The organism is Paenibacillus sp. 8b26, assembly GCF_050626875.1.
GTDB lineage: Bacteria > Bacillota > Bacilli > Paenibacillales > Paenibacillaceae > Paenibacillus.
The window spans coordinates 1,797,659-1,814,532 of sequence record NZ_CP192445.1; the positions used below are offsets into that span (position 1 = coordinate 1,797,659).

General features: G+C 49.1%; 13 protein-coding genes. 1 reads left to right on the top strand and 12 read right to left on the bottom strand.

Translation table 11 applies throughout. The features are described from left to right. Positions 1 to 2: 2 nt before the first annotated feature. The 12 genes from ACQ4MX_RS08095 to thpR form a co-directional block, all read right to left on the bottom strand. The gene (locus tag ACQ4MX_RS08095; protein ID WP_134910821.1) at positions 3 to 1,340 is read right to left on the bottom strand and encodes an O-antigen ligase family protein; all 1,338 of its coding nucleotides are present in this window, start codon (positions 1,338 to 1,340) and stop codon (positions 3 to 5) included. A gap of 10 nt (positions 1,341 to 1,350) precedes the next feature. Next, a complete protein-coding gene (locus tag ACQ4MX_RS08100) occupies positions 1,351 to 2,286 on the bottom strand; it encodes a glycosyltransferase (protein ID WP_134910822.1) in 936 nt (311 codons plus the stop codon). After that, positions 2,286 to 2,984: a sugar transferase gene (locus ACQ4MX_RS08105; protein ID WP_431090050.1), complete on the bottom strand. Its 699-nt coding sequence runs from the start codon at positions 2,982 to 2,984 to the stop codon at positions 2,286 to 2,288. Before ACQ4MX_RS08105 ends, ACQ4MX_RS08100 begins: the two co-directional genes overlap by 1 nt. 16 nt (positions 2,985 to 3,000) lie before the next feature. Continuing rightward, on the bottom strand, positions 3,001 to 3,894 hold the full coding sequence (gene galU, locus ACQ4MX_RS08110; protein ID WP_014280252.1) for a UTP--glucose-1-phosphate uridylyltransferase GalU: 894 nt from the start codon (positions 3,892 to 3,894) through the stop codon (positions 3,001 to 3,003). Between the two features lie 39 nt (positions 3,895 to 3,933). After that, positions 3,934 to 4,572: a CpsD/CapB family tyrosine-protein kinase gene (locus ACQ4MX_RS08115; protein ID WP_431090051.1), complete on the bottom strand. Its 639-nt coding sequence runs from the start codon at positions 4,570 to 4,572 to the stop codon at positions 3,934 to 3,936. After that, on the bottom strand, positions 4,556 to 5,299 hold the full coding sequence (locus ACQ4MX_RS08120) for a YveK family protein (protein WP_431090052.1): 744 nt from the start codon (positions 5,297 to 5,299) through the stop codon (positions 4,556 to 4,558). The genes ACQ4MX_RS08115 and ACQ4MX_RS08120 overlap by 17 nt, the downstream gene beginning before the upstream one ends. Positions 5,300 to 5,625: 326 nt before the next feature. Continuing rightward, positions 5,626 to 6,267 (bottom strand): response regulator, encoded by a 642-nt coding sequence (locus ACQ4MX_RS08125; protein WP_431090053.1) that lies wholly within the window; start codon positions 6,265 to 6,267, stop codon positions 5,626 to 5,628. Between the two features lie 93 nt (positions 6,268 to 6,360). Continuing rightward, the gene (locus ACQ4MX_RS08130) at positions 6,361 to 7,998 is read right to left on the bottom strand and encodes a sensor histidine kinase (RefSeq protein WP_431090054.1); all 1,638 of its coding nucleotides are present in this window, start codon (positions 7,996 to 7,998) and stop codon (positions 6,361 to 6,363) included. 317 nt (positions 7,999 to 8,315) lie between these two features. Then, positions 8,316 to 12,914: a glutamate synthase large subunit gene (gene gltB / locus ACQ4MX_RS08135; protein ID WP_431090055.1), complete on the bottom strand. Its 4,599-nt coding sequence runs from the start codon at positions 12,912 to 12,914 to the stop codon at positions 8,316 to 8,318. Between the two features lie 461 nt (positions 12,915 to 13,375). Further along, on the bottom strand, positions 13,376 to 14,059 hold the full coding sequence (locus ACQ4MX_RS08140; protein WP_134910827.1) for a metal-dependent hydrolase: 684 nt from the start codon (positions 14,057 to 14,059) through the stop codon (positions 13,376 to 13,378). 159 nt (positions 14,060 to 14,218) lie between these two features. Further along, a complete protein-coding gene (locus ACQ4MX_RS08145; protein WP_431090056.1) occupies positions 14,219 to 15,031 on the bottom strand; it encodes a cell wall hydrolase in 813 nt (270 codons plus the stop codon). A gap of 111 nt (positions 15,032 to 15,142) precedes the next feature. Then, complete coding sequence (thpR, locus tag ACQ4MX_RS08150) at positions 15,143 to 15,736, bottom strand: RNA 2',3'-cyclic phosphodiesterase (RefSeq protein WP_431090057.1); 594 nt, start codon at positions 15,734 to 15,736, stop codon at positions 15,143 to 15,145. A gap of 179 nt (positions 15,737 to 15,915) precedes the next feature. Here thpR and ACQ4MX_RS08155 point away from each other — a divergent pair, with 179 nt between their 5' ends. Further along, positions 15,916 to 16,872 (top strand): D-2-hydroxyacid dehydrogenase, encoded by a 957-nt coding sequence (locus tag ACQ4MX_RS08155; protein ID WP_431090058.1) that lies wholly within the window; start codon positions 15,916 to 15,918, stop codon positions 16,870 to 16,872. Positions 16,873 to 16,874 lie beyond the last annotated feature (2 nt).

The following is a 16,874-nucleotide window of genomic DNA, read 5'->3' on the forward strand; positions in this document are numbered from 1 at the left end:
TATCACTTCTCTTTGCGAAAATCGGTTTGCGTAGATGTCTGGTATAAAGCATTCAAATACCAGCAAAATGGAATAATCATCTGAACCGTCGACAACGTGTTATCTGAAAACGAATAAATCAGAAAGCCCGCAATCAAGCTTGCAAAATAGGGTTTGATTGGCTTGGCAAGCGACCGGTAAATGAGAACGAACACGACCAGCAATGAAAGCATCAATAATCCGCAGCCGATATATCCCGTGTCAAAATAAAAGCGTATATACTCGTTATGCGGCACGACAAAGCCTTTGAATAACGTCCCGTCGTTCGCAACCGTCACCGCGCCAAGACCCCTGCCTGACCACGGATAATCCTGTACTCTGTTCAAGAAATATTCCCATGCCTCCGAGCGTCCCGACAGGTCAATTCCCGTATCGGTCTCCCGCTCGAAGGAGCGTTTTTTTAAATTGTTCCATTGCAGGGCCACCGCCCCCAGAGCAATCAAAAACGATCCGGCCAGCGGTAGCAAATAATTGACTTTTCCCTTGAGATACTGCCGGGCGATATCGAACAGATACACAGCAAACATTAGCAGCAATGCCAGAATCGGCCCACGTGTGCCAGTGGCAATCAGAATCAAAAAGTTCAGCGCCAGCACCGTATAATAAAAAGCAGCTTGCTGCGGCTTGCGTTTGACCTCAATCAGTGAGACGGCAATCCCGAGAAAGGAGAGCATCGCCAGATGCGGCGGGATGTTCGCTCCCTGTACTCTCACTGCTCCCGTAAATTCCACATCGGTAAACGAATGCAGCCCTACGACCTGTAAACCAAGTCCAACGACCACACTAATGATCGGCAGTAAGCTGATCAGCCGGATATGCTTTTCGGCCACATCCTTCTTCCACTGGATTAGTAGAAAAAAGAAGGGCAACGATAGTCCGACGAAAGCTTTTACTGCAATCGAGGTCGTCAGCGTAGGCAGCCATGCTGAAAATCCAAATGTAATTCCCAGCATGATCACCAATGCCCAGATCGGATAGCTAAACTTGAAGCGTATGCCGTAAACGAGCATGCACGGCACCAGCAGGGCCAAAATGCCCAATTTGTACAATGACAAAATCTCGATGCCGAATACGCCACCCTGATACAGCGAATCCACCGATACCGCCGTGCTCAGCAGAACTGCATAGCTGATGCGCTCCGGATGATGGATAGAAACGGCCAGCAGAAGCAGTAAGCATACCGCCGCAATGCTGGCCACGGGCTGATAAGTAGCCGCAATTCCTACAGCAAGAGCGCCCAGAAGAAAAATGAAAACATGCTGTATTGTGTTTATTCTCGAAGTCCAAGGATAGTTGCTCATGTTCAATCTTTCACCCCGCAGCTGACTCGCTTTTCCGGTTGCGCAGCGTATCCAGGGTTCCCCGTATACTTTCAAATCTGCACCGGTTCAACAGCTTCCTGCCCTCAGTACGTGCCAGCAGGGAGTCCATCGTGTTGTATAACCATTTGGCTGCTGTCTTCGCCATCAACATCACGTTGCCGCGCAGACCTACGGCCTGAACAGCGTGAGACATGCCCTGACAGTAGTAACGGTTCATGATCCATTCCTTTGTTAACCGTGCCGCCGGAACAAAATGCTTCACAGCCATGTGAGGATGGTACATGATCGTTCCGCCATTTTTACGAATCTGCTCGAACACCCACGATTCTTCACCGGATAAGAGGATGTCTCCCTTTCTTCCCAAATGAAGTGGGAACATCACGGCAGCAAAGGCCGTTTTGCGCATAGCCATATTCGCTCCGAACGGGTTCAGTCCCGCCGGATATTCACGGATGGCTTTTCCCAAGTCAATAATCGTGTAGGGCAACTCAAGCGGTCCTGTCAGCCAGCCCGGTCGTTCCGTTTCAAACAAAGGATCTATCTTACCGCCCATGGCCGTCAGCTCGGGATTGTTCCCAAAGGTCGACATAATCGTTTGCAGCCATGTAACACACGGGATCGCATCATCATCCAGAAAAGCGATGACTTCTGCTCTCGATAACGTAATACCCGCATTACGAGCGGCTGATAGTCCTTGCTCGCGCTCATAATGATACCGGAGATGAATATCCTGACCATGTGCGGCACTAAATCTTTTGATCGTCGCCGCCGTATGATCCGTGGAGCGATTATCGACCACAATGATCTCAGCCAGCGCAAGGTCATTTAGCTTCAGCAGGGACATTAGCGTTTTTTCCAGCAGGTCCGCCCGGTTATAGGTGCAAATAACGACGGACACTGCGGGACATCGCTTGAATGCATCCATCAGTAAGCATCCTTGGAGAACAGCATTTTAATGCCTGTTTTCATGATGATTTTCAGATCGAGCCACGTATTGCGAACATGAATATACTTCAAATCCATTTGCACCATTTCTTCGAAGCCTACGCTGTTACGTGCGCTCACCTGCCAGTAGCCGGTACATCCCGGTGTGACAATCAGGCGTTGCTTGTCATAATCGGAGTATTGCTCAACCTCGCTCGGCAATGGCGGACGCGGACCCACTAACGTCATGTCTCCGACCAGCACATTCCACAGCTGCGGAATCTCATCAATACTCGTCTTGCGCAAAAAACTGCCAATCTTCGTAATCCGCGGATCGTTTTTAATTTTGAACATGGCGCCGCTCACTTCATTCAGTGCCATCAAATCCTTTTTCAGCTCCTCGGCATTGGACACCATCGAACGGAATTTATACATGTTGAATAGCTTCTCGTTCTTGCCCACCCGAGTTTGCTTGAAAAACACGCTTCCCTTCGGATCCTCGAGCTTGATCAAAACACCCACCACGATAAAAAGCGGCAGTAATACGATCAAACCCACAAAAGACAGCAGCATGTCGAGGAACCGCTTGGTTACCAGGTAAGACGTTTTATCCTGAATTTGTGTATTTCCGTATGGCATGTAAAACGCTTTACCTGACATGACAGCCTCGCCGTCCTCCGGTAAATTTTCCATGCTCATGCTGACGTGCCCCCTCTCAACCTGCCGTGGTTGCTTTCTCGGTCTTTTTCAGCCACTCGTGCATGGCTTCAATAACCGGATACTTCAAATCATCGCTAGCGAGTGCAAATTCAAGTGTGGTCAAAATATAACCAAGACGCTCGCCCACGTCATAACGTGTTCCTTCAAAGTCATAGGCGTACACGCGCTCACTTTGATTCAGCTTTTGGATGGCATCGGTCAACTGAATTTCGCCGCCTGCCCCTTTTTCCTGAAGATCGAGATATTTAAAAATTTTCGGTGAGAATACATACCGGCCCATAATAGCCAGATCGGAAGGCGCTGTGCCCGGAGCCGGTTTTTCTATAAAATTGTTTACCCGGTACAGGCGTCCGTCCTGTTGATCCGGTTCAATGATGCCGTAGCGGTTTGTGAACTCCTGCGGTACCCGTTGTACACCAATGACGGAATTTTGAGTTTCCTCATACTGATCCATCAACTGACGCAAGCAAGGCTTCTGACCTGTTACGATATCATCGCCCAACAGTACGCCGAACGGCTCGTCCCCGATAAAGCGTCTTGCGCACCATACCGCATGTCCCAGACCTTTGGGTTCTTTCTGGCGAATGTAGTGAATTTCTACTCCTGAAGAACGCTGTACCTCTTCCAGAAGCTTCAGCTTGCCGTCCTCCAGCAGTTTCGATTCCAGCTCAAATGCGTTGTCAAAGTGATCCTCAATAGCACGCTTGCCTTTGCCCGTTACAATAATAATGTCCTCAATACCGGAAGCAATCGCTTCTTCCACGATATATTGAATCGTGGGCTTATTGATAATCGGAAGCATTTCCTTAGGCATTGCTTTGGTCGCAGGAAGGAAGCGCGTACCCAACCCCGCTGCTGGAATAATGGCCTTTTTCACTCTTTTCGTCATCGCACTCATTCTCCTTGCTTCATCGAATTTTGGTGTTGCTTACTTCACCTGATTCATCACAATTCCAACCAGTGTCGCACCGGCCTGATCCATGAGCTGCTTTGTTTTGCGTAAGTCTTCCCGTTTGGTTCGGGCATGTCTGGCGACGAGAATCACGCCATCCGTCATGCTTGCGACCAGGCGGGCATCCGTATAATTCAGCGCCGGAGCCGAGTCGAGCAATATGATGTCATATTCGCGCTTTAGCCCTTCCAGCAGCTCCACCATGCGTTCACTGCCGAGCAGATCAGCCGCGTTGTATAAGGTGTCGCCGCCGGGAATAACAGACAGCTCCGGCACGCCATGCCTGACGATGGACTTGGAAGAAGCTCCACCGCGCAAATAAGCCGATAAACCTCCCGTATTCTCCAATCCGAATATCTCGTGTAACGCTGGTGTATGGAGATTGCAATCCACCAGAGCCACCTTCTTGCCTTCTTGTGCAAAGGAAACGCCGATGTTGGCGAGCAGCGTCGTCTTGCCCGCTCCGCTCTCTGGCGAGGTCAGCAGCAGAACCGTCCCGCGGTCCGTCTGCCCGATGACCTGCTGCCGGATGTATGTACGGAGGGATCGGAATGATTCCGAGACATACGATGAAGGATTGCTTTCTGTAATCAACATGTCATTCAATCGCAGCATATTTACGCTCCCCTACCCGTTCTTTGGAATTTCCGGCTGCGCCGTTGATGTCCTTCTTGCGAATGACAGGGATCGATGCAATCACCGGAATACCGATGTCCGCATCTGCCTCTTTTTCCGTGCGCAGCGTACCGTTGATGCTTTCCAGGAACACAATCGTGCCCAGCGCAATCATCAGCGATACGAGAAAGCTAATCGCAATATTCATGAGCGGATTCCCATTGGTAGGGTCAGGATTGGCCCGCGGGTCCGCCTCATTCAAAATTTTCACATTATTCAATTCCATCAGCCCCGGAACCGTCTGCACGAATTTCTGGGTTACCGCGTTAACAACAGCGGCGGCCTGTGAATAACTCCCTGCCTCAAACGTCAAGCCGATGACCTGACTTTTATCCGAGGTTTTGACCTGTAGCTTTTCTGCCAGCTTTTGCTGCGTCAAGCCGAATTCAGGATGGGCCGTTACGACAGCCTCCATAATTTTGGGTGAAGTGAGAATTTGCTTGTAGCTTTCCACCAAATTAAGACTTGTGTTGACGTCGTTCAGATTGTTGCTCCCCTGCTTACCGGAAATATGATTAACCAGCAGCTGACTTGAGGCGGAATAGACCGGCTTTACGATATTGTCGCTCACAAAGTAAGTCGTTACGCATGAGAGAATGACAAAAATCGCAATCAGCCACAATCTTTTTTTGATCAGGACCAGATAATCCAAAATGGTTTTCTCCACAAAAATCCTCCCTCCCATACAATTTCTCTTCTTATTTTAAGTATGATCTAATTGTACCAAGCTGCTGTGGGAACGACATGGAACCGGACGGCACTTTCTCCATCACTACAGGGGGAGGGGATTGTATACTTTTGGCTACGGCATGGTATACTTTTGTACCAGCCTTTGTCGATTATGGAAAAATAAATAGAAAAAAGCCTCAAAACCACCGAAGCTGGTGATTTTGAGGTTTCTTCTGCTACTCGCTATATAAACTGAACTGAAAAGTTACATTGGTGCCACTGCCCAGTCGGACAGTGCTTTCCATCGCCATTACCTTCAGCGCATCAAACGCTAGATGTTCTTGGCTCGTACTTCGCCAGACCAATCGCATTGGCATACAACGCTGCCTGCGTACGATCCGCCAGCCGCAGCTTGGCCAAAATCTGACTGACATGCTTTTTGACCGTAAATTCGCTGATGAATAACCGGGATGCAATCTCGCGGTTGCAGGCTCCCTGTCCCAGCTCGACCAATACTTCCTTTTCCTTAGGTGTCAGGTCGTCTGTCAGATTGCCCGCATCCTCCCGCAGCTTGTTCTCCAGAATAGCAGGATCGTAATATTTGCGTCCTTTGTTGACAAGATGAATCGCGTAAATTAGTTCCTCAGGCAAAGCCTCCTTGAGTACGTAACCGTCCACAGAAGCTTCCTCTGCTTTCAGGAAGTCTTCCCGTGTGGCCGAGGATGTCAGCAAAATAAATTTGCTTCTGAACCCGCGTCCGCGTGCTATTTTGATAATATCCAGGCCCGATTCGTCAGCAAGCTTCAAATCCAGCAGCACCAGATCCGGATCGGTTTCCTCGATTACCGCAAGTGCTTCCTGTTGGTTCTGGGCCTCTCCCGCAAACTGAACATTGGACTGCAAGGATATAACCGCAGCGAGTCCTTTCCGTACTAAAGGATGATCATCGACAATGACAATTTTCATGATTCGGCCTCCTGTCTACAGTTCAGGATTTGCATAATCCCTATGTATCCGATTGTTACCGCAGATTTTGTATTGCAGGATGTTCACACATCTTTATTCATAAGCATTTACTGGAATGGACAATCGGATCTGAGTTCCCTCTCCGATTCGACTTGAAATATCAAATTCACCTCCCATTGATTGAGCTAAATATTCCATATTCATCATGCCCAGGCCACTGCCTGCACTGACCGCCTCACCTCCTGCTACCATTCTCGCCGTCTCGAACCCTACTCCGTCGTCATGAATAGACAGTCTAATCACCTGGGGCGTCAATTTTAACTTCACATCAACCCGCTTGGCCAAGCCATGCCGGATTGCGTTACCTGCCGCTTCGGATATGATACGGAACAAAGCCTTTTGATACAAGTACGGCAGTGAAAAATGATCCCCATGAATATCAAAGTCAATCTGTACATGATTCAGCTTGGACAGCGTATGCAGATGGCTTTTCACCGTTCCTAACCAAGTTGGCCCCCCGCTCTTTTTCGAGCTTAGGCTATGAATGGCCCCTTTCAGCTCCCTGACTGCCTGGTTGGCGGATTGCTGAATCAGCTCAATTTGTTCCTCCACCTGCTCCTTGGGCTGATCGTGCCATGTCTGCCGAAGTGAATGCGTCGCGTATACAATGCCAAAAAGACTTTGTGATACATTATCATGCATTTCATTCGCAATCCGGTTCTGCTCGTTCGTTACAATCAACTGATTTTCGATTCGCTCCAGCTCGTAGCGCTCCAAGAATACGGCGCTCAGCTCAGCCAGGAATATGAGTTGTTGTACAAGCCAGCGTCTTCCCGTCAAACTTTGATCAGGGCCCAGCTTAAGACCGATGGTCGCTACAAAACGAGTCGTCATCGGTACCGTGATCATGAGAAAATCGCCCCATTCTGGCAGATGCCTGAAAAACGGCTCCCGCTCTTCCCTGAATTCCTCACGGTAATTCCCCAGCTCCTCGAATAGCTGCTCCTCTTCTTCCACCGTCCAACCTGTCTGACTGCTCTCCGGCGCATCCTCCTCCTGACTGTCCAGCCAGAAAAATGCGCGGCTCTGCTTTGTCAGCTTAACCGTGTAGTCCGAGATGACCTGCCCCAGATTTAATGCCTCGTTGTGGCTAGTCGTCTCCATGATGTGGTAAATCGACTTAATATGTTCCATCGTCTCATTAGCTTGCTCCTTCGCCATCTTCAACTCATTCTTCATGACGCCGATTACCTGCATGGCCATCGTGGTCACAATCAGCACCAGGAATAAGTTCGCATTCTGTAACACCATGTCCCACAAAAAATATTGACCTGGTGTAAAAAAGATATAACAAAATGTGAGTACCAAGCCGATATAAGAAAGAAGGAGCGTCCAACTGTACCTCATAGAAAGGTGAGCACAAGCCACCAACATAGGGGTAATCACATACCATTTGAACGGACTGTCCATCCCTCCTGTCGGGAGCAACAACAAAATGATCCCTGCGGTTTCCAGAGCAATGCTGCATTTCAAAACCATATCATGAAGTCTGTACTTGCGGTAAATCCACGTAAATAATGTAACAGATAAAAATAGAAACACAATAAGTAATAACTTCTGCCACACATTTAATCTGGATGATTCGAACAAAAAAACAAGCGACGTTAAAGATAGTGATACATACCGATACAAAAAAATCATTTTGTCTTCTGCTGACTTCTTCAACTTCATCCTGTCACCCTATTCTGTGTTTTGAAGGGACGATGGGGATTTGTTTGTGTACTCTAAAAAATCATAACCAATCCAAAAATAAATAACAAGACATAAACTCTAACGTAAACGGTTACATTCCAAAAAATTTGGTACTTTTTATAACATATTTACCGTTTCAGGAAAACATTTTGGGGGTAATGTCAGAAACTATAACGTTTGTCAAGGACATAAATCATATTTCCAGAGAACTAAAAAAAGGACTTGCTGGTACCACCGTGATCATAACAGCGGTATTCAGCCTGTCCTTTTTTCAGTGAATTTGGTGCGGGGCTACATTAGCCCCCGGCACGCGCCAATTCACGCATATTGGCTTCAAATGCAGCCAGCAGAGCCTCATCCCCGCTCAAACCGGTTGCCTCTTCTTTTTGTATCTGTTCAACCATACGCTTGTAATCCTTCGGAATCACCCGTACAAACTGCTGAATCGCATCCTGCCAGTCATCCAAAATACGTTGTCCCGCTTCACTGCCTGTGTACGTGACATGGCGCTGAATCAAACCTCGCAGATCCGCTGCTTCCGCAGGATCTTCCACGCCTTCCAGCAGCACCATCTCCAGGTTACAACGGCTTAGGAACGTTCCCTGAGGGTCATAGACGTATGCAATACCTCCAGACATCCCTGCTCCAAAATTCCGTCCGGTTTCGCCCAGTACAGCTACACGTCCGCCTGTCATATACTCACAGCCATGATCGCCGACACCCTCGACAACGATACGTGCGCCAGAGTTCCGGACGGCAAAGCGTTCCCCAGCAATTCCGCTAATATAAGCTTCCCCGCTGGTCGCTCCATACAAAGCCGTATTTCCGATAATAATGTTCTCTTCCGCCTTAAAGGTCGCTTTGTGAGATTTCTTCACAATAACCTTACCACCGGATAGCCCTTTACCTACATAGTCATTGCTATCGCCTTCAACGCTCAGCGTGATACCTTTCGGAATAAACGCCCCGAAGCTCTGACCTGCTGATCCGATGAAGTTAAAACGAATCGTATCCTCAGGCAGCCCCGCCGCTCCGTACTTACGGGTAACCTCGCTGCCCAGAATCGTACCTACGGCCCGATTCACGTTCGTTATAGGCAAGGTAGCCTCTACAGCTGTTCCGTTCTCCAGCGCCCCGGCAGCCATCGGTACGAGCTTCTGCATATCAAGCGTTTCTTCAAGACCGTGGTTTTGGCGTTGCACGCGGTAACGTACACTGCCGTCTTCCAGCTCAGGAACATGCAGCAGCAAGCTCAGATCGACGCCTTTCTTCTTCCAGTGCGAGTCGGCGTTCACGGTATCCAGACAATCCGTGCGTCCGATCATTTCCTGAATCGTGCGGAAGCCCAGCTCGGCCATAATTTCGCGGACATCTTCTGCGATGAAACGCATAAAATTCACCACATGGGCAGGATCACCCATATAATTTTTGCGCAGCTCCGGATTCTGCGTAGCTACACCAACCGGACAGGTGTCCATTTGGCATACCCGCATCATAATACAGCCCAACGCCACAAGCGGCGCTGTAGAGAAGCCATATTCTTCTGCACCCAGCAGGGCAGCTACCACCAGATCGCGGCCGGACAGCATCTTGCCGTCTGTCTCCAGCACTACACGGTCGCGCAGGTTGTTCAGCATCAGCGTCTGATGCGTCTCGGCCAGACCCAGCTCCCAAGGCATACCCGCATGGCGGATGGAGCCTTGCGGAGAAGCGCCTGTACCGCCGTCATAGCCGCTGACCAGAATAATGTCAGCACGGCCTTTAGCCACTCCTGTAGCAATCGTGCCCACGCCTACCTCCGATACCAGCTTCACATTAATGTCAGCACGCGGATTGGCGTTTTTGAGATCGTAGATCAGTTCTGCCAAATCCTCGATAGAATAAATATCGTGATGCGGCGGTGGTGAAATCAGTCCCACGCCCGGCGTAGAACCACGCACCTCAGCAACCCAAGGATACACCTTGCGTCCTGGCAGTTGTCCGCCTTCGCCCGGCTTCGCACCTTGCGCCATTTTAATCTGAATTTCGTCGGCGTTCACCAAATAATTCGACGTTACACCGAAGCGGCCTGATGCCACCTGCTTGATCGAGCTGCGACGGGAATCGCCATTGGCATCCGGTATGAAACGTGCAGGGTTTTCTCCACCTTCACCAGTATTGCTCTTGCCGCCGATACGGTTCATCGCAATCGCCATATCTTCATGCGCTTCCTGACTGATCGAGCCAAAGGACATAGCTCCCGTCTTAAAACGACGCATAATCGATGCAGCAGACTCCACTTCATCCAGTGGCACAGGTTCACCCACGGACTTCAACTGAAGCATGGAGCGGATCGTCAAATACTGTTCACTTTCGCCCTGCACCAGCTTGACGTATTTCTTGTACAGCTTGTAGTCTCCCGAGCGAACCGACTGCTGGAGCAAATGTACCGTTTGCGGATTAAACAAATGCTCTTCCCCATCGTTACGCCATTGATATTCGCCGCCTGAATCCAACACTTTATCGTTGCCTTCCTTGTCGGTAAAAGCCCGGTTGTGGTGAGCCAGCGCTTCCACTGTGACTTCCTCCAGACCGATACCGCCAATGCGGGAAGGTGTCCAGGTGAAGTAGCGATCAACGAAATCCTGTTTGAGACCTACGGCCTCAAAAATTTGTGCTCCACGGTACGACTGAATCGTGGAAATACCCATTTTGGACAATATTTTAACGACACCCTTGGTAGCAGCTTTAATATAATTTTTAATTGCTTTTTCGTGCGAAATGCCACGCAGCAAGCCCTGTTGAATCATGACATCCAGCGTTTCGAAAGCCAGATACGGATTAACCGCACTCACGCCGTAGCCAAGCAGCACTGCATAATGATGAATATCTCTCGGCTCTCCCGACTCCAGCAAAATACTAACACGTGTGCGTGTACCCTGCTTGATCAAGTGATGATGCAGGCTCGAAACAGCCAGCAACGCCGGAATGGCCGCATTCTCAGCATCCACGCCACGGTCGGACAGAATCAGGATGTTATGACCCTTGTCAATGACACGGTCAGCAGCCTCAAACAGTCCTTCGAGTGCCTTACGCAGTCCTTCTGCGCCTTCCTTCGCTTCAAAGAAGATCGGAATCGTCATCGACTTGAAGCCTGGACGGTGAACGTGACGAATTTTAGCAAATTCCTCATTCGACAACACCGGTGAATCCAGACGAATCTGACGACAGCTTTCGGGTTCCGGATGCAGCAAATTGCGCTCAGGTCCAATCGTAGTTGCCGTGGACGTTACGATCTCTTCCCGAATGGCATCAATCGGCGGATTCGTGACTTGCGCAAACATCTGTTTAAAATAGTTGTACAAACGTTGTGGACGGTCAGACAGCACCGCCAATGGAGCATCATATCCCATCGAGCCAATCGGTTCCGCACCTGTGAGCGCCATCGGCTCCAAAATCTTGCGCAGTTCTTCAAACGTATAGCCAAAAGCCAACTGAAGCTGGTTCACATTCTCATGCTTCGGCTCCGGCTGCTCCAATGCTTCCGGCAATTCATCCAGATTGACCAGATGCTCATCCAGCCATTCCTGGTAAGGTTCCTCGGAAGCGATACGTTCCTTCAACTCTTCGTCAGAAATGATGCGGCCCTCCTGGGTATCGACCAGCAGCATCCGTCCCGGACGGAGACGATCCTTGTAGAGTACATTTTCAGGAGCGATATCCAGTACACCCGCTTCTGAAGACAAGGCGATCAGGTCATCCTTGGTCACATAGTAACGCGCAGGACGCAGACCGTTGCGGTCTAGAATTGCCCCGATCTGCACACCATCCGTAAACGCCATCGCAGCCGGTCCATCCCAAGGCTCCATCATCGTGCTGTGATACTCATAAAATGCCCGCTTCTTCGGGTCCATCGTCTCATGCTTGTTCCAAGGCTCCGGCACCATCATCATGGCTACATGAGGAAGGGAACGTCCACTCAGATACAGGAATTCCAATGTATTATCAAACATGGCTGTATCCGAACCATCGGGGTTAATAACCGGCTTTACCTTGCCGATATCTTCGCCAAACGCTTCACTTTCAAACTGGGCCTGACGTGCATGCATCCAGTTCACGTTACCACGCATCGTGTTAATTTCACCGTTGTGAATCATAAAACGATAAGGATGCGCACGATCCCAGCTCGGGAACGTGTTCGTACTGAAGCGGGAATGGATCAGCGCGATCGCCGATGTCACCCGCTCATCCTGTAAATCCAGATAAAATTGTCCTACCTGCTCGGTTGTAAGCATTCCTTTGTATACAACCTTACGGCATGACAAACTCGGGATATAAAACGACTCACGGTTCTGGTCTTCTTCGTTATAGCGAATGGCAAGCTCCGCCCGTTTGCGAATAACATACAGTTTCCGTTCAAAGTCCAGTTCTTCCTTCAAATCGCTGCTGCGACCGATGAACACCTGACGTACGCCCGGTTTGGCCGCTTTCGCCGATTTGCCCAGCATTTCGTCATAAGTCGGAACATCACGGAAGCCCAGACAGTTCTGACCCTCATCTATGATAATATCTCTCAGCTTCTGCTCATGAACTTCACGAACCTTCGGATCATTGGATACAAAAAGCATACCCACGCCGTAATGTCCGGCCTTTGGCAGCTTGAAGCCCAGTCGCTCCGCTTCCTCTTGGAAAAACAGATGCGGCACCTGAATCATAATCCCCGCTCCGTCACCGGAGTTCGGTTCACTTCCCTGACCGCCCCGATGCTCCATATTTACGAGCATGGTCAAAGCCTGACTTACGATATCGTGCGATGGTTTTCCCTTGATGTGGGCAACAAAGCCCATGCCGCAGGCGTCTTTTTCGAATTGGGGATCATATAATCCCTGTTTGGGTGGTAAACCTGTCTGTCTCATGGAACGCAACCTTTCTGTTATAAAGTCATGCTGGCCTGAAATACAGGCGGCCGAATAGAAGACAGTGGCAACAAGAGGTAACTCAAAGAACAACTACGAGGATTGGGGGACAAAACATGTGACGTATTCAAGGCGGTACGGTCCGCCGAATGCGAATACTTTTCAATAATTATGCAATAGCTTGACTTGAAAAACACGTCGGATCTACTGATGAATCTAATTAGTTCTATTATTTTATCATTGACCTACCATGTTAGCAATTCAAAGTTTTTATGATTGTGATAATAAATCTTTTACATTACAGCTTCAATGTGACATGCAAAAATATACTATTTTTATGTATAAATATTCACTTTAAAAAATCCAGCCTTTCCCATTCCTGAAGGAACAAAAAAGGCTGATAAAGGATATCTGTTGAATATTCTCGTACTTGGATGTATAACCGCTATTCGCAATACGGGTTAAAATTCGAGGCTTTCACCGGGATTCAGGGCTTTCCCCTCAATCCCTTCTTTGTGCAGACGGTCACAGAAGGCGTTCCCGTCCTGCTCAATGCCCGGGAAGGTATTGTAATGCACGGGTATCACACGGCTTGCCCGCAGCCATTTGGCTGCCAGCAGCGCATCCTCCGGTCCCATGGTATAACCGTCACCTATCGGTAATACCGCAGCATCTATCGAGTTAGTTTCCCCAATGAGACGCATATCGCCAAACAGGGCGGTATCGCCAGCATGGAAAAATGTTTTGCCGCCTATGGTCAATAAAATGCCCGCAGGCTCACCCATATATATCGTTTGTCCATCCACATTTAAAGAGGAGCTGTGAAACGCAAGCGTGAATTTTACATGGAAGCCGTCAAATTGGTGACCGCCGCCAAGGTTCATACCGTGAGCCTTGGCTCCCTGAGATGAACAATAGTCAGCCAATTCCGCCACCGCGATTACAGGGCAATCGTTGCGCTTGGCAATTTCAACAGCATCTCCAAAATGATCCGCATGACCATGCGTCAACAGCACTGCATCCACCTGAATGTCCTCAGCTTTCACTGCTGCTTTAGGATTTCCAGTCAAAAAAGGATCAATGATAATCCGTTTGCCCTCTTCCTCCACCAGCACCACTGAATGTCCGTAATATGTGATTTTCATATCATCTGCCACCTCCATTGTCACTTTCAAAACTTAGGTACCTTTCCTTTACCCATTATACCTCTTTTTGCATACAAGCTTAACCTGTACACGAAAAAATACGTTCACAAAGCTGAACCCTGTTGTTTAGAAAGGGCTGTTATTTGTAGAAGGCTGCCTTTATTTATAAAAGGTATGATGGCCGATTGTTTTCACTTTGGTACGCGAATGATGAACCGTAAGATCCTGAGCCAACGTCAGCGACAGGAAAAAACAGGTATTATCAGGCACGGCTTTATGGCCGTTCAACGCAGCCGTAACCGCACGAATGCTGTCCTGGTTGGGCTGAACACGACGAAGACGCCCGTTCGCGACCGGACTAAATTGCGCTTTTTGATAAATCACTGCCTGAATCGTATCGGGAAATGGGGCTGACCGCAGCCGGTTCAAGACAACGTTGGCAACTGCCACTTTGCCTTCGTACGGTTCGCCTTCTGCTTCTGCCATGACTATTTTTTGTAGCAGGAGCAGTTCTTTAGCGGAGACAGGATAGCTCCAGGTAGACAACGCCTTGTCATCCTGAGAGAGCATTTGTGTCTTCGTAAAGTAGATGGTTGTAGGAGGGGTAAGAATTGCGGACTTGCTATGCTGGACTTCAGGTTTTTTCACGCCGGTTGCAGCATTGCTCCGGGCTTGTCCCGCCTGCTTCATCTGGGAAGCGGGTAACGGAGTCGGCATGATTTGTTTCCAGCTCGGCTGTTGGTGAGCCTTGGCAAAGATGGGACTTGTCCTGTTTGACCCGTTATGGGTCTCCATCCTGTCCCCGTGCGAAGGAGCCGAAGAATTCCCTGACCAGCTCAGAGATTGCATAGGTGCATTTTTATGATTTTTTTGTGTTTGTTGAACCTCAGCGTAGAGGCCTACCCCCAATATACAAACAAGCAGCACACTCAAAAGAGGTGCAAACCAACGATGTTCTTTAACGATTTCCATAATGTTCCTCCCGTGAACTTTAGGCACATTCCTCAGATATGTAACCCAAAATGCGCCTTTTGAATAACGCTGAAACACTATATCACTAAAATCGCTGATAGATCAAGGGTTTCAACTTAATAATGGTATTTTTTGAATTATTCGGTACATTGGTTTTTGCCCCATTCGGGTCGCGTACAAAACAAATTCTTCCACTTCCCACGGCTCGCCTATCCAATCATCGGACTGAAAAATAGACGCCGGAACAGGCTCCTGCCCTGTATATGAACGCGCTACTGTGATATGGGGTCGGTAAGGCCGTTCCTCCGGCTTAAAACCAAGCGGTTCGGTAGCCTGAACTATGGATTGGTGGAGCGGGTTCAAACAATCCTTCTGTCCCGTAACTCCCCTCCATAGCACACGCGGAAATCCATCTCGCCCAAAAGTCCCCGGTTCGCCAATACCGAGAGTGAACGGGGGATGTGCAGCGGCCGCCTGAAATAAAGCCCGTTCCAGTTCCGGTATATCCTTGGTCGCCACATCCCCCAGAAACTGAAGTGTTACGTGATAATCCCTGAAATCGGTCCATTTGCGAAAAGAAAGCTCATTCACATCCTGTTCCACCCAGCGCCGTAACTCCTCCTTATGCTCGCTCGGGAGAGCAATCGCGGTAAAAAGTCTTTGTGTCTGTGCTGTATGCGAAACTATCGGCTTTGATCCGTTCATCGTCATCGTCTTCCTTTCATCAAGAGCTACAGTCATTCGTTGTTATCTATAGTGACACAGCAAGCTCGTTTTTACCCCTATTTATGCAATCTTTTCACCAATCTGTTATCCTTGAAAGGATGATTCAGCAGAATATATTGGAAGCTCCAAAGAATCAAAAGCCGAGGAGGTAATGAATCATGGGAAACATCATCAGTTTACACCAGCTTACCGCAGAGCAAGAAAAGCAGGTTCGTGCAGCAGCCCCGGGCTATGAGCTGGTCATTGGCAAAGCCCAAGAGCTGAATCCTGAACAAATCCGACAGGCCGAGATCATTTTAGGCTGGTCCAAGCATATTGTCGAAGCGGCTTTGCATCCCGACAGCAAGCTGAAATGGATACAGACCTGGTCGGCGGGCATTGATAAGCTGCCACTTGCAGAGCTGGAAAAGCGTCATATTTTACTCACCAATACAAGCGGCGTTCATGCCGTTCCGATTACGGAGCAAATCTTCGGGATGCTGCTGTCGCATACACGGTATTTACAGCAAGCAGTTCTCTTGCAACGTCAGAAAACATGGCAGCCACCGGAAGGCGACCTGACGGAATTACGCGGTAAAACGCTGCTGATTACGGGCGTGGGCGAAATCGGTCGTGAAACGGCCCGGATCGCAGAAGCCTTCGGCATGCGGGTGATCGGAGTTCGTCGTTCCGGCAAGGATGCCCCTCATGTGAAGCACATGTACACAAATGAGCAATTACATGAAGCGTTGGGAGAGGCGGATATCGTGGTAAATATTCTGCCATTCACCGAGGAAACCCGTCACTTCTTTGACGAAAAGGCATTTGCAGCCATGCGTAAGGGAGCTTTCTTCATTAATGTAGGTCGTGGCAGCACTGTCCATACGGATGCACTTGTGCGCTCTCTGGAGCAAAAGCATATTGCCTTTGCCGGACTGGATGTATTCGAGGAAGAACCGCTACCCGCGTCACATCCACTGTGGAGTCTGGAGAATGTCCTGATTACGCCGCATATTGCAGGCGACACGGACCGTTACGCTGAACGGGCGGTAGATATTTTCCTCACCAATTTGAAAGCCTATGCTGCCGATCAGGAACTGCCGCTGAACTTGGTTAACTACAAAACTCAGTATTAACA

What these genes read in the sequence shown, in the direction of transcription:
- ACQ4MX_RS08095 (WP_134910821.1), bottom strand. Translation starts at nt 1,340, where the DNA reads ATGAGCAACTATCCTTGGACTTCGAGAATAAACACAATACAGCATGTT.
- ACQ4MX_RS08100 (WP_134910822.1), bottom strand. Translation starts at nt 2,286, where the DNA reads ATGGATGCATTCAAGCGATGTCCCGCAGTGTCCGTCGTTATTTGCACC.
- ACQ4MX_RS08105 (WP_431090050.1), bottom strand. Translation starts at nt 2,984, where the DNA reads ATGAGCATGGAAAATTTACCGGAGGACGGCGAGGCTGTCATGTCAGGT.
- galU (WP_014280252.1), bottom strand. Translation starts at nt 3,894, where the DNA reads ATGACGAAAAGAGTGAAAAAGGCCATTATTCCAGCAGCGGGGTTGGGT.
- ACQ4MX_RS08115 (WP_431090051.1), bottom strand. Translation starts at nt 4,572, where the DNA reads ATGCTGCGATTGAATGACATGTTGATTACAGAAAGCAATCCTTCATCG.
- ACQ4MX_RS08125 (WP_431090053.1), bottom strand. Translation starts at nt 6,267, where the DNA reads ATGAAAATTGTCATTGTCGATGATCATCCTTTAGTACGGAAAGGACTC.
- ACQ4MX_RS08130 (WP_431090054.1), bottom strand. Translation starts at nt 7,998, where the DNA reads ATGAAGTTGAAGAAGTCAGCAGAAGACAAAATGATTTTTTTGTATCGG.
- gltB (WP_431090055.1), bottom strand. Translation starts at nt 12,914, where the DNA reads ATGAGACAGACAGGTTTACCACCCAAACAGGGATTATATGATCCCCAA.
- ACQ4MX_RS08140 (WP_134910827.1), bottom strand. Translation starts at nt 14,059, where the DNA reads ATGAAAATCACATATTACGGACATTCAGTGGTGCTGGTGGAGGAAGAG.
- ACQ4MX_RS08145 (WP_431090056.1), bottom strand. Translation starts at nt 15,031, where the DNA reads ATGGAAATCGTTAAAGAACATCGTTGGTTTGCACCTCTTTTGAGTGTG.
- thpR (WP_431090057.1), bottom strand. Translation starts at nt 15,736, where the DNA reads ATGAACGGATCAAAGCCGATAGTTTCGCATACAGCACAGACACAAAGA.
- ACQ4MX_RS08155 (WP_431090058.1), top strand. Translation starts at nt 15,916, where the DNA reads ATGGGAAACATCATCAGTTTACACCAGCTTACCGCAGAGCAAGAAAAG.